This is a genomic window from Ezakiella peruensis (assembly GCF_900215725.1).
In the GTDB taxonomy this organism is placed as follows: domain Bacteria; phylum Bacillota; class Clostridia; order Tissierellales; family Peptoniphilaceae; genus Ezakiella; species Ezakiella peruensis.
In genome coordinates this window covers 309,773-322,537 of record NZ_LT962469.1, presented here as the reverse complement: position 1 = coordinate 322,537, position 12,765 = coordinate 309,773, and the positions used below count along the sequence as shown (strand labels likewise).

The following is a 12,765-nucleotide window of genomic DNA, read 5'->3' as shown; positions in this document are numbered from 1 at the left end:
TTCAGTCTAAAAACCAAATACTAACATCAATATAATATGAACAAGAATGAGGGACAAGGCAACTGGAGCTTGAGCCTTCATAATTGCATATTCACTCTTTGTTTCGAGAATAGCTGCAGGAACAATATTAAAGTTTGCAGCCATAGGTGTCATAAGGGTACCGCAGTAACCGCAAGTCATGCCTAAGGCACCAATAACAGCTGGGTCGGCGCCGTTTGCAATTACAAATGGAATACCAACGCCAAGTGTAATAACGGTAAAAGCCGCAAAGGCATTACCCATAATCATTGTAAAGATGACCATACCCAAGCAGTAGGCGATTACGCCAAGAACTTTTGCTTCAGGAGGCACAATTGCAGCAACACCAGAACCGATAACTTCTCCAACTCCGGCAGCAGCAAAAACTGTACCCAAAGCACCTAGAAGTTGTGGTAAAAGTGATGAAGAACCAATTGTCATAAGCATCTTTGCAGTGTCTTCCTTGGTTTCCTTGAACTTAGCCTTTGTAATAATTATAGCAATAATAATTGCAATTATTGATGAGAAGCCAAGTGTTTGAGCAGATGAGAATCCAAAGAAAACTGGACCAGCTTCAGTTTCACCTACAGGAACCTTAAAGCTCTTGAATTGAGCCATAATCATAGCGATAATACCAATAGAAAGTGCAGGAATAAAAATCTTGTTTCCTACTCTTTTGCCGTAATTTACTTTTTGTTCTTCGCTTTGGTCTTCAAATTCGCCAACTTGAACTTGCTTGGTCAAAGTTAAAGCACCAAGGACTAGTAAAAGTCCGCCAACAATTGCTCCGCCGTGTTCAAGATTGTTAATTAAAAGCTTGCCTGTGCAGAACAAAAGACCAAGTAGAGTCCAGAAAAGAAAAGTTCCAGTAGGAGCCTTTTTGTTCTTGAGACCTCTAATACCGGTCATAATACAAACCAATCCACATAATACGTAGATGATTTCATCGATAATAACAGAATTTTCAGATATAAATTTAAACATTACGCATCATGTCCTTTCTTAATTTTCTTTCATATAGATAGCATTGCAATAGAGCTAAAATTAGCATAGCAAGACCAGCTAAAATTGAAGACTTTGCGATGTCGCCATTTGTAACATCGTAACCAGCTTGGTTAAGAGTACCTTGAATCAAAAGTACACCAGAAGCTACAGGGAAAATATTTTGTCCAAAAAAGTTTCCGTAGTTTTCTGCAGCACCAGCTAGACCTTTAAGTTCATCTAACCTCTTTTCTGAAAGATCAACCTTCTTTGTAGCAGCACCTTCAGCCATAGGTAGGATAAGTGGTCTAACAAATTGAACGTGACCACCAAGTCTGAGTGACAAAGCAGCTGCAGCCCATCTAATTAAAATATAAAGGCCAACCACGCCACCAGCACTTGCTGATTTCATCTTTTGAATAGCCTCTGCCGCCCTATCCTTTAATCCATACCTTTCCATAATAGCAATCAAAGGTAGGGATAGGAAGAAAAGTGACATGTATCTGTTGTTTACAAAGCCCTTTCCAATTATATCCAGCACTTCTAAAAATGGCATACCAGCAATCAAGCCAGTAACCAAACCGGATATAAGAACAACTGCTACAACGTCAAGCTTAAGTACAAAACCTAAAACTATGAGCAGTACGCCAATTAATACCCAATAGTTCATACAAGAACCTCCTTAAATAAATTTGATTTTTTAGAATAATCATAAATTCAAGCGCCGCATAAATTATAATAATAGAATAAAAAATAACATACACTTCACTTGATTAAATTATACCCCTTGCTCCGAAGCATAAAACAATAAAAATAAAAAATTGTTAAAATAAAATAAAATTTACAAATGAATTCAAGGATAAATACGGCAAATAATATTCAACATTTAAAATTCATTTATTAATATGCGTGCATTCAGTTAAAAATCCCTCACATCCACAAGGGACGTTCGGTATTTTCCGGGCCACATAAAGTCGCCCCTACAGACGGCATAGCCATATATAAAATGAATGCCATTGATACCAATAAATATTAAATTCAAAATTTTTATCATTAAAAAAGCAACCACAATTATGTGATTGCTTTCTTATTTTGTGAGGAAAAACGGATGAGATTCGCGCTAGTCACAGAAATTTTGCGAAAATAATATCAAAAAAAGACCCACGTATGAACGTGAGTCTTATATTATCTTCTGTATACTTTTATACATACAATTTGTTAGATAAAATTGATGAATTTTTGTATCAAAAAGACCCACGTATAAACGTGAGCCTTATATTTATCTCTCTACCAAAATTTAGCTGGAAAATTTGATGAGATTTGAAGTGGACGAATTTTTTGCCGACGCAGGTGTGCTCAAGTGCACATTGAGGAGGCAAATAAATTCAAGCCGCTTCAAAGGTCGCAAATTTAACGCTAAATTTTATTATTCGATAATTTCTGTAACTACCCCCGCACCAACAGTTCTTCCACCTTCACGAATAGCGAACTTTAATCCTTTTTCTATAGCGATTGGTGTGATGAGTTCGATTGTGAATCTTGCGTTGTCTCCTGGCATTACCATTTCTACGCCTTCTTCTAGTTCGATGTTTCCTGTTACGTCTGTGGTTCTGAAGTAGAATTGTGGTCTGTAGCCGTTGAAGAATGGTGTGTGTCTTCCGCCTTCTTCTTTGGTTAGGACGTATACTTCACTCTTGAATTTGGTGTGGGCTTTGATTGTTTTTGGTGCTGCTAAGACTTGTCCTCTTTCGATTTCGTTTCTTTGTACACCTCTTAGTAGTACACCGATGTTGTCTCCTGCTTCTGCTTGGTCGAGGAGTTTTCTAAACATTTCTACGCCTGTTACTACTACGTCTCTTGGTTGGTCTGTTAGGCCTACTAGTTCTACTGTGTCGCCTACTTTGACTGTTCCTCTTTCTACTCTTCCTGTGGCTACTGTTCCACGGCCGGTGATTGTGAAGACGTCTTCTACTGGCATTAGGAATGGTTGGTCTGTTGCTCTTTCTGGGGTTGGAATCCATTCGTCTACTGCTTCCATGAGTTTTACGATTTTATCTCCCCATTCTCCGTCTGGATCTTCTAGTGCTTTTAGGGCTGATCCTACTACGATTGGTGTGTTGTCCCCATCGAAGTCGTATTCTGAGAGCATTTCTCTTACTTCCATTTCTACTAGTTCGATTAGTTCTGGGTCGTCTACTTGGTCTTCTTTGTTTAAGAATACTACCATTTTTGGTACGCCTACTTGTCTTGCTAGTAGGATGTGTTCTCTTGTTTGTGGCATTGGTCCGTCTGCTGCACTTACGATTAGGATTGCGCCGTCCATTTGGGCTGCACCTGTGATCATGTTCTTTACGTAGTCAGCGTGGCCTGGACAGTCTACGTGTGCGTAGTGTCTTTTTTCGGTTTCGTATTCTACGTGTGAGGTTGAGATTGTGATTCCTCTTTCTCTTTCTTCTGGTGCTTTGTCGATGTGTGCATAGTCGATGAATTCACCCGAGCCAAATCTCTTGTTTAATACAAGTGTGATTGCTGCTGTTGTTGTTGTTTTACCGTGGTCAACGTGTCCGATTGTACCGATGTTGACATGCGGTTTGGTTCTTTCAAATTTTTCTTTTGCCATTNTTTTCGGTTTCGTATTCTACGTGTGAGGTTGAGATTGTGATTCCTCTTTCTCTTTCTTCTGGTGCTTTGTCGATGTGTGCATAGTCGATGAATTCACCCGAGCCAAATCTCTTGTTTAATACAAGTGTGATTGCTGCTGTTGTTGTTGTTTTACCGTGGTCAACGTGTCCGATTGTACCGATGTTGACATGCGGTTTGGTTCTTTCAAATTTTTCTTTTGCCATTATAAATTACCTCCAAATATATATTAATCTTCTTTTTTACTTAATTCGTCTGCAATGCTCTTTGGAACTGGTTCATAGTGGTCAAATTCCATTGAGTAGTTTGCACGACCCTGTGTGTTTGAACGCAAGCTTGTTGCGTATCCGAACATTTCGCTTAGTGGAACGAAGCCGTGGATTGTTTGTAATCCATTTTCTAGTTCCATGCCGTCGATTCTACCACGTCTACTGTTTACGTCTCCCATTACATCTCCTAGGTATTCCTCTGGAGTTGTAATTTCAACCTTCATCATTGGTTCAAGTAGGGTTGGGCTGGCTTTTTGTAAAGCATCTTTTATTGCCATTGAACCAGCAATCTTAAAGGCCATTTCTGAGGAGTCAACATCGTGGTAGGATCCGTCAAATAGTGTTACCTTTACATCTAGCACTGGGTATCCTGCGATAATACCGCTTTCTAGAGCTTCTTGAACACCTTGGTCTACGCTGCCGATGAATTCCTTAGGAATAACACCACCGACGATTGCGTTAACAAATTCGTAGCCCTTTCCTGGTTCTTGTGGTTCAACTCTGAGTTTAACGTGTCCGTATTGACCGTGTCCACCAGTTTGACGAACGAATTTTGCTTCAGCTTCTGCTGAGGATGAGATTGATTCTTTGTAAGCAACTTGTGGGTTACCAACGTTAGCTTCAACCTTAAATTCTCTTAATAATCTGTCAACGATGATGTCAAGGTGAAGTTCACCCATACCTGCGATAATTGTATCACCTGTTTCGTGGTCTGTGTAGGTCTTAAATGTTGGGTCTTCTTCTGCAAGTTTAACGAGTGCAATACTCATCTTTTCTTGTGAAGCCTTGGTCTTTGGTTCGATAGCAACTGAGATAACTGGTTCTGGGAATTCCATGTTTTCTAGAATTACTGGTGCTTCTTCAGCACAGAGTGTATCCCCTGTTGTTGTGAATTTTAGACCTACAGCTGCACCGATTGCACCTGCGTGTAGTTCCTCAACTTCTTCACGTTTGTTTGCGTGCATGAGTAGAATTCTACCGATTCTTTCTCTCTTGCCCTTGGTTGAGTTGTAAACATATGATCCTGATTTTAAGGATCCTGAGTATATTCTAAAGTAAGCGAGCTTACCTACAAATGGGTCTGTAACAATCTTAAATGCAAGAGCACTTAGTGGATCGTCATCGCCTGCGTGTCTGGTAATTTCGTTTCCTTCACTATCAACACCTTCAATAGCTGGTACATCTAGTGGACTTGGCATATATGCAACGATTGCGTCAAGTAGAGGTTGAACTCCCTTGTTCTTATATGCTGATCCGCATAGTACTGGTGTCATTGAGTTAGCAATTGTTGCCTTTCTGAGGGCTGCTACGATTTTGTCTTCAGGAATTTCTTCTCCTTCTAGGAACATCATCATGATTTCATCATCGTAGTCTGAAATTGCTTCTAGTAATTTTTCTCTGTATTCATCAGCTAGATCTCTTAGATCTTCTGGAATTTCTTCTTCTCTTATATCGTTACCAAGGTCATCGTAGTAAACTTCAGCTTTCATTCTAACTAAGTCTACAATGCCCTTGAAGTAATCTTCTTTACCGATTGGTAATTGAATCGGAACTGGGTTTGCTCCAAGTCTTTCCTTCATCATTCTGATTGCACGGAAGAAGTCTGCACCCGTTCTGTCCATTTTGTTTACGAATGCAATTCTTGGAACTTTATATTTATCAGCTTGGCGCCATACAGTTTCACTTTGAGGTTCAACACCACCCTTTGCACAGAATAGTGCAACGGCACCGTCTAGGATACGAAGTGAACGTTCTACTTCAACTGTGAAGTCGACGTGGCCTGGGGTATCGATTATGTTTAATTGATAATCGTGCCAAAAAGCTGTTGTAGCAGCTGAGGTAATTGTGATACCTCTTTCTTGCTCTTGAGCCATCCAGTCCATTTGAGCTGCACCTTCGTGAGTTTCACCAATCTTGTGAATCTTACCAGTGTAGAACAAAATTCTTTCCGTAGTGGTTGTTTTACCTGCGTCGATGTGGGCCATAATTCCGATATTTCTAAGCTTTTCTAATGGTGTAACCGCCATCTTGCCTCCTTATTATAATTAGTATCTATAGCTTGCAAATGCCTTGTTAGCTTCTGCCATTTTGTGCATTTCGTCACGTTTTTTGACAGATCCACCTTGGTTATTTGTAGCATCTAGGATTTCTTTTGCTAGTCTTTCAACCATAGTTCTTTCGCTTCTCTTCCTTGAGAAAACTGTTAACCATCTTAATCCTAGTGTTTGTCTTCTTTCAGGTCTAACTTCCATCGGTACAAGGTAGTTTGCCCCACCGATTCTTCTTGCCTTAACCTCTAGAACTGGCATAATGTTGTTTAATGCCTTGTGAAATACTTCTAGAGGATCTTCACCTGTTTTTTCTCCAACATATTCAAATGCTCCGTAGACGATTTCTTGGGCAATACCCTTTTTACCGTCAAGCATGATGTTGTTAATTAATTTTGTTACCACCACATCATCATAAATTGGATCTGGTAGTACTTCTCTTTTAGGAATGTGACCTTTTCTTGACATTCTCTTCCCTCCTTAACATTAATTAATTCATTGGTACTCGCATTTTTTGCGTGTGTCCAAGCTCACATCCCACATGATAAAAGGATATGAGTTTTCGCTAAATTATCTTATATTATTTGCCTTTTTTTGCACCGTATTTTGAACGGCCTTGTTTTCTCTTGTCAACGCCAGATGCGTCTAGAGAACCACGTACAACGTGATAACGTACACCAGGTAAGTCCCTAACACGGCCTCCTCTTAATAGAACAACAGAGTGTTCTTGAAGGTTGTGTCCAATACCAGGAATGTATGCTAGAACTTCTGCACCGTTTGTCAAACGTACACGAGCAACTTTTCTCAAAGCTGAGTTAGGTTTTTTAGGTGTAACAGTTCTTACAGCAACACAAACTCCACGTTTTTGTGGTGAGTTTACTGGTGTGTTTCTCTTTTGAAGAGTGTTGAAGTTATATCCAAGAGCTGGTGTCTTAGATTTCTTAACAACTTTCTTTCTGCCTTGTTTAATTAATTGATTAATTGTTGGCATATTCATCCTCCTTTTCCTTTTATCTATAGTGCGCTCATCTTTACAAGCACACCCATAATAATAACACGACCAACAAAAAAAGTCAAGCTTTTTAACGCCCGACAAAGTTTAAAGTCCTGTTAAATTACAAATAAATTATAGCAGATAAATTTAAAATGTCAAATTTAAAAATAAAATAAATTTTGCTTTACTATAAAAAACAAATAAATAATTGCATTTTAAAATTAAACGTGGTATAATAACGTTGATAAGTAATGGCAGTTTAATATTAAAATCCTTTTAGTATTATCAAACATTCAAGGAGGCTCTATGGAGAAATTATTGTGGGCAAACTTACTTCAATTTGCACTTGCTCTTGCCAAGATTGGCCTTTTGTGGATGATCTTAAAAGAGCTCAAAGAGAAAAAGATGAGGAGGCTTTAATATGGACGGCTTAAGTCAAATGAGATTGTACAATTTCTTATCACTATTTGTATTTAGGATCCTACCGGATTTAATTCAAATTTTCCTCTTGTGGAAAATTTATAAATATGTAAAAGAGGACTAATCATTTTCTTTCTTTTTTTAGCAAAAGCTAGCTTACGATTTGTAAGCTAGCTTTTGTTTTCTTTAGATTAATTTTTTAAAAACTTATTTTACATCAAAGCCAATGGCTTCGATTGCTTTTTCTACCAAGTTCTTTGGGATAAGTCCTTCGTATTCTGCAAAACCTTCTTCTAGGTTTACGATTACGTTTTTGATGCCAGGAATTTTTTCCATAGCTTCCTTAACTGACTTTACACAATTTTCACATGTCATTCCCTTGATATTAATTCTTTCCATTATTTCCTCCTTAGTCTTAAACTGTTTGTTACTACACTTACCGATGAGAAGGCCATGGCGAGTGAACCCACCATTGGATTTAAAAATCCCAGTGCCGCTATCGGTATTCCTATTATATTATATATAAAGGCCCAAAACAGATTTTGTTTTATGGTCCTTATAGTCTTGTTTGAAATGTCAATGGCCCGGTGAACTTGTTTTAAGTCCCCACCGACCAAGGTTATATCTCCTGATTCAATGGCTATGTCCGTGCCCGTGCCCATGGCAAAGCCTATGTCCGCTGCTGCCAAAGCAGGCGCGTCGTTAATGCCATCACCAACCATGCCAACTTTCTTTATTTTCTTTAAGTCGTTTATGATATTTAATTTATCCTGAGGTAAAATCTCTGCCCGATAATCGTCAATACCCGTTTGGTCAGCAATTAATTTTGCTGATGACTGGCTGTCTCCAGTTAGCATCATAACCTCCAAGCCCAATTCGTGGAGGGCTTTGATGGATTCTATTGCATCAGCCTTTAATTTGTCTTCAAGTGAGATGGCCATGAGTAATTCATCTCCACTTACAAGTCCCACATAAGTTTTACCCATGTCCAGCAAATTTATAACAGAATCTAAATTAATTCCACTTTCCCTCAAGTGTTTAAAAGATCCAGCTATATATTCTTGGTCATGAGTTTCAAATTTAATGCCACGACCGCTTAGATTTGTAACTTTACCTTCAATTATTTTTCTGCCAGACAAATGGTCTACTATGGCCTTGGCAATTGGATGGTCACTTTGCTTTTCCATAGAGTAAATTATATCCAAATTATCCTCTTCATTGCCAGAAACATTTATAATTTCATTTACAATCGGCCGACCCTCGGTAATGGTCCCTGTCTTATCCAGAGCTACAACTTGAATTTTGTGGGCATTTTCCAAAGCCTCAGGATCTCGGATTAAAATTCCTTCACTAGCAGCCTTACCAGTCCCAACCATAATTGCAGTCGGTGTTGCAAGACCGAGTGCACATGGACAAGCTATAACTAAAACCGAAACCGCAGCGATTAAAGCCTGTCTAAAATCTCCTCCAAAAATCATATGACCTGCAAAAGTCACCAGGGCAATGATTAAAACCGCTGGAACGAAGATTGATGAAACCTTATCTACCACCCTTTGAACGGGTGCTTTTTTATTGTTGGCCTCCTCAACCATAGAAATAATTTTGGCCAGGCCCGTTTCACCAGGATTTTTTGTAACCTGAGCTACAATAGTGCCCGCCCCATTAATAGTCCCTGCATAAATCCTGTCGTCCGCCTCCTTGTCAACGGGGATAGGTTCACCAGTAAGCATGGATTCATCTATGGACGTCTCTCCGCTAATGATAATACCATCGCAAGAAACACTTTCCCCTGCCTTAATTAAAACTTGATCGCCGATTTTTAAATCGTCTGCAGGAATTTCTACATACTCTCCATCGATTATTAAAGTCGCCTTCTTTGGCGCCAAATCAATTAGCTTGTACAAGGCCTCGCTGGTCTTGCCCTTGGCCCGCGACTCCATAGTCTTGCCAAGCAGAACCAAAGTTATAATCATAGCTGAACTTTCAAAATAAAGATGGGGGTCGCCAACTATCCAATTGTAAATACTGTATAGATAAGCCGCACTCGTGCCCAAGGCAACCAGTACATCCATGTTCATGGCCCCGCCCTTGATGCTAAGATATGCGCCCCGGTAAAAAATCCATCCAATGTAAATTTGAACTACAGTCGCCAGAGCAAATTGCCAAATGGGTTCGCCAAAAAATACATGGACGTCCGCCATGTGAAAAAACATAACCAAAAATAAAGGCAAGGAAAAAATAGCAGAAATAATAAACCGCCTCTTGTAATCCCTGTACTCTTTTATTTTTCTCTCCTGGTCTCTGGCCGGATCTCTTGTCTCCTCAACAGTCGCCTTAAAGCCAATCCCATTTACGGCTTGGCAAATGGCCCTAGCCGAAGTCTTATTTTCATCATAGACCACCCGCATCTTGGCCAAGGACAAGTTGACATTAACCTCGTCAACTCCATCTATCCTCCCAACAACCTTCTCTATTCTGTTAACACAGGATGCACAATGCATTCCTTCAATTATAAAATATTTTTCCATTAAATCACCTAATTACTAGTTACCCAAGATTAACTATATTTAATAATACACACAATAAAAAAGCCGACGTAAATCAATACGTCGACTAAAATCTTTCTGTATTTTAATTCTTATAATTTATATCAATAAATTCAAAATCAAAATCTGAAATCTTTAGAAAGGAATCGTCAAAGACAATTCTAATATCATTAAGATTATCATCTGATGAAAAATCTATCCTATATACAACTGTATCACCTATAATATAATTAGATACTGTATAGGAGTTTTTTGTTTCAATTTTTATCATATCTTCAAAAACAAAGTTTGCTAGGCTTTCATTGAAAATGTTTTTATATTCTTCTTTTATTTCATCACTTAAGAGATTATATGATAAAAAAATTCTCTCTTCTCTTCTTTTATCAAATACATTGTTTTGCTTTAAAACCGCTTCTCCAACCGAGAAATTAAAATTATATATATTTTTTCTTACTTCTTCTTTGTATTCATCTATATCAACTACATTCAAAATGTTTTTGTATAATCCTAATACATTCCTACTTTTTTGTAATTCATCACTTGCTTCGATAAATAACTGCCTATATTCTTCTTTTTCAAAGGACAAATTGTCAATGTTCTCCTTATATACATCTTCACTTGTTACTAAGTCATCATCCACAGTCTTTATAGAAGTATCTTCAACCTTGCAAGCAAAAATAAATAAAAGCGCGCATAATATGGCCATAATTTTTATAAAATTTTTAGTCATATCACATACTCCTAATCTCAAAAATTGAATTTACAGGATTGAAAAAATATAAATAACCATTCTTTAAAATCTTCTTTTCGGTAAAATACTCTGTATCCAATACATCAAAACTTCTATTATTCAGGTTGTACAAATATATTTTATCCGAACGGACCAGCAGTTTGTCATCTTTAACAAACATTTCTTTTATTGAATATTTGTTAATCTGATTCTCAATCTTAAAATTTTTCTTTTTATTTCTATCAAATACATTTGAAGTAATCGCATAAGGATCTTCCTTATTGTACTCATTGACAATAAGATAATTATCATTGCCAGTGATGGATTGAAGCAAAAAATCATATTTTACTCCAGTTGTTTCTAACTTATTTTCATTAGTCAACTCATATAATGTACTAGTCACATTTAGTCCTTCAAAATTCCCATCATCTAAATTAATTATACAAGCAAAAAGACTCTCACCGCTCCCTCCAAGAACTGACATATAATCTCCTCTATACAATTGATTATACTCCGACATTTTACATTCCTTAATTAAATTTATGTGACCATTTGTATCAACTGATATAAGTTTTGTAACAATTTCTCGAGATTTATTAACTTCTTCATAAGCCAGATAAATTTGTTCATCCTTTGTAAAAGTATAAGGCCTGATCGATGATTTAAATAATTTTTTCATTTTTACAATTTTATTATTCTCTCTAATATAGATAGTAACTGTTTTTCCAGCATCATAAGTTAATATGACCTCTTTATCCTCACTTGAAATAAATTCTAAAACCCGCTCTCCATCTTTGAGTTTAAATATTTCACTATCGGTTTTATTTCTTAAATCATATTTAACTACCCTAGGCGCTAAATAAGAATCAGACTTATTACTACCTAATAGTAAATTATAATAAAATATTTCAAAATAAACAGAATCATCCGTACTAGCTATCGGCTGAGCATCATAGACTCTCGTCTTCAAAACTCCATTCATTGATTTTGCAAACGTTAAATTCATTAAGCCCAAAGCAAATAAAGAAACTAATACAAAACCCAAAAATCTTTTTCTCATCGTCCATCCCTTAATATTCGCAACAAAAATTAAAGTCCATATTAATCAATTACCATAAAGCGCTACTTAACATATGTTGCTTATTCTTTTCATATACCTCATGTGCATCATACCAAACATAACCACCATATCTTCTGTCGTAGTTAGGATCTACAACTCTAATATCATGCCTATTGTGTCTGATATCAATTATATCAATATTTATATAATGACCTGTTGAATCTGGTGCAAATCCATATACATCTAATACAGGTGGCTTGCGTTTTCTATCCAAACAATAATGTATACTCTCAACCCAATAAAGATAGCTACCTATTTCCTCGTATACATAATCAGGAAAAGAATTTCTTGCATTGTCTCTTAAGTACGAGGCTATGTCAGAAAAACTTGAACCATCCGTTGTTGTGCCTATCTTTCTAGCATAATAATCCTGACTTTCACTTCTTCCAACAACACTTTCCATAGTCTGCTTTACAACAGCTGGTCCACAATAATATGTTTCTATTTGAGTGAAACATGGCACATTAACGCGAGCATACATATCAATATCAGATCCATAAGGTTTAACTTCCTGCTCAATCTTCTGTAATTTGTAATTTCTTTCAACTTTAATTTGCTCTATCTCTATTTGAGAATATTTGTAGACATCAGTGTCGTATTTTTCAGCGTATGCAAATAGAGGTAGAACTAAAATAATAAGTAAACTAACTCCTATTGTCTTTGTAATTTTTGCTATTTTTTTCATAATTATCCTCCAATCTTTTATTTACTTTATTCCCATTGTGTTTATTATAATATAACATATAATTATAAATTTGTCAACTCAAATTATTTTTATATAATTATTTTAAAGTTTTATATATAATTTTTAAATTAAAATCTATATTAAATTTTTCTTATATCGTTAATTTTAAAAATTATTTTTTATAAGAATAATACAAGCTAAATTTATAAACATCTCAACATGCATGAATTTTGTGAGCGAGGTGAGCTCGGCGCACTCCGCAACAAAAAAGCCGATATGCATAAGCACATCGACTAAAAATTCTTGTGTTATAA

13 protein-coding genes are annotated in these 12,765 nt (G+C 36.8%); 1 reads left to right on the top strand and 12 read right to left on the bottom strand.

What is annotated here, in order from left to right; translation table 11 throughout:
- Window positions 1-6 precede the first annotated feature (6 nt).
- The 7 genes from CUU59_RS01605 to rpsL form a co-directional block, all read right to left on the bottom strand.
- Window positions 7-1,002 carry a DUF979 domain-containing protein gene (locus CUU59_RS01605; protein ID WP_099950270.1) on the bottom strand — a complete coding sequence of 332 codons (996 nt, stop codon included), beginning with the start codon at window positions 1,000-1,002 and terminating at the stop codon, window positions 7-9.
- Window positions 995-1,669, bottom strand: a complete 675-nt coding sequence (locus tag CUU59_RS01600) for a DUF969 domain-containing protein (protein ID WP_099950269.1) — start codon at window positions 1,667-1,669, stop codon at window positions 995-997. Before CUU59_RS01600 ends, CUU59_RS01605 begins: the two co-directional genes overlap by 8 nt.
- Before the next feature lie 756 nt (window positions 1,670-2,425).
- Entirely contained in the window at window positions 2,426-3,619 is a 1,194-nt protein-coding gene (gene tuf, locus CUU59_RS01595) for an elongation factor Tu (protein WP_099950268.1), read from the bottom strand.
- Complete coding sequence (locus CUU59_RS01590; RefSeq protein ID WP_425432802.1) at window positions 3,600-3,845, bottom strand: GTP-binding protein; 246 nt, start codon at window positions 3,843-3,845, stop codon at window positions 3,600-3,602. The genes tuf and CUU59_RS01590 overlap by 20 nt, the downstream gene beginning before the upstream one ends.
- A gap of 23 nt (window positions 3,846-3,868) precedes the next feature.
- Entirely contained in the window at window positions 3,869-5,935 is a 2,067-nt protein-coding gene (gene fusA, locus CUU59_RS01585) for an elongation factor G (protein WP_099950267.1), read from the bottom strand.
- 18 nt (window positions 5,936-5,953) lie between these two features.
- Window positions 5,954-6,424, bottom strand: coding sequence for a 30S ribosomal protein S7 (gene rpsG, locus CUU59_RS01580; protein WP_099950266.1), 471 nt, complete (start codon window positions 6,422-6,424; stop codon window positions 5,954-5,956).
- A gap of 112 nt (window positions 6,425-6,536) precedes the next feature.
- Window positions 6,537-6,947: a 30S ribosomal protein S12 gene (gene rpsL, locus CUU59_RS01575; protein ID WP_099950265.1), complete on the bottom strand. Its 411-nt coding sequence runs from the start codon at window positions 6,945-6,947 to the stop codon at window positions 6,537-6,539.
- Between the two features lie 424 nt (window positions 6,948-7,371).
- Here rpsL and CUU59_RS08295 point away from each other — a divergent pair, with 424 nt between their 5' ends.
- A complete protein-coding gene (locus CUU59_RS08295; RefSeq protein ID WP_269457840.1) occupies window positions 7,372-7,494 on the top strand; it encodes a hypothetical protein in 123 nt (40 codons plus the stop codon).
- 83 nt (window positions 7,495-7,577) lie between these two features.
- Here CUU59_RS08295 and CUU59_RS01570 read toward each other — a convergent pair whose 3' ends face one another.
- The 5 genes from CUU59_RS01570 to CUU59_RS01550 form a co-directional block, all read right to left on the bottom strand.
- On the bottom strand, window positions 7,578-7,769 hold the full coding sequence (locus tag CUU59_RS01570; protein WP_075573972.1) for a heavy-metal-associated domain-containing protein: 192 nt from the start codon (window positions 7,767-7,769) through the stop codon (window positions 7,578-7,580).
- Window positions 7,769-9,898: a heavy metal translocating P-type ATPase gene (locus CUU59_RS01565; RefSeq protein WP_099950264.1), complete on the bottom strand. Its 2,130-nt coding sequence runs from the start codon at window positions 9,896-9,898 to the stop codon at window positions 7,769-7,771. Before CUU59_RS01565 ends, CUU59_RS01570 begins: the two co-directional genes overlap by 1 nt.
- Window positions 9,899-10,001: 103 nt before the next feature.
- On the bottom strand, window positions 10,002-10,646 hold the full coding sequence (locus CUU59_RS01560) for a hypothetical protein (RefSeq protein WP_099950263.1): 645 nt from the start codon (window positions 10,644-10,646) through the stop codon (window positions 10,002-10,004).
- Window position 10,647: 1 nt separating this feature from the next.
- A complete protein-coding gene (locus CUU59_RS01555) occupies window positions 10,648-11,706 on the bottom strand; it encodes a hypothetical protein (protein WP_099950262.1) in 1,059 nt (352 codons plus the stop codon).
- Between the two features lie 49 nt (window positions 11,707-11,755).
- Window positions 11,756-12,451: a hypothetical protein gene (locus CUU59_RS01550; protein WP_099950261.1), complete on the bottom strand. Its 696-nt coding sequence runs from the start codon at window positions 12,449-12,451 to the stop codon at window positions 11,756-11,758.
- Window positions 12,452-12,765 lie beyond the last annotated feature (314 nt).

Coding starts and splice junctions, on each gene's coding strand:
- CUU59_RS01550 (WP_099950261.1), bottom strand. CDS start 12,451: ATGAAAAAAATAGCAAAAATTACAAAGACAATAGGAGTTAGTTTACTT.
- CUU59_RS01555 (WP_099950262.1), bottom strand. CDS start 11,706: ATGAGAAAAAGATTTTTGGGTTTTGTATTAGTTTCTTTATTTGCTTTG.
- CUU59_RS08295 (WP_269457840.1), top strand. CDS start 7,372: ATGGACGGCTTAAGTCAAATGAGATTGTACAATTTCTTATCACTATTT.
- CUU59_RS01565 (WP_099950264.1), bottom strand. CDS start 9,898: ATGGAAAAATATTTTATAATTGAAGGAATGCATTGTGCATCCTGTGTT.
- rpsG (WP_099950266.1), bottom strand. CDS start 6,424: ATGTCAAGAAAAGGTCACATTCCTAAAAGAGAAGTACTACCAGATCCA.
- CUU59_RS01570 (WP_075573972.1), bottom strand. CDS start 7,769: ATGGAAAGAATTAATATCAAGGGAATGACATGTGAAAATTGTGTAAAG.
- CUU59_RS01560 (WP_099950263.1), bottom strand. CDS start 10,646: ATGACTAAAAATTTTATAAAAATTATGGCCATATTATGCGCGCTTTTA.
- CUU59_RS01605 (WP_099950270.1), bottom strand. CDS start 1,002: ATGTTTAAATTTATATCTGAAAATTCTGTTATTATCGATGAAATCATC.
- fusA (WP_099950267.1), bottom strand. CDS start 5,935: ATGGCGGTTACACCATTAGAAAAGCTTAGAAATATCGGAATTATGGCC.
- rpsL (WP_099950265.1), bottom strand. CDS start 6,947: ATGCCAACAATTAATCAATTAATTAAACAAGGCAGAAAGAAAGTTGTT.
- tuf (WP_099950268.1), bottom strand. CDS start 3,619: ATGGCAAAAGAAAAATTTGAAAGAACCAAACCGCATGTCAACATCGGT.
- CUU59_RS01600 (WP_099950269.1), bottom strand. CDS start 1,669: ATGAACTATTGGGTATTAATTGGCGTACTGCTCATAGTTTTAGGTTTT.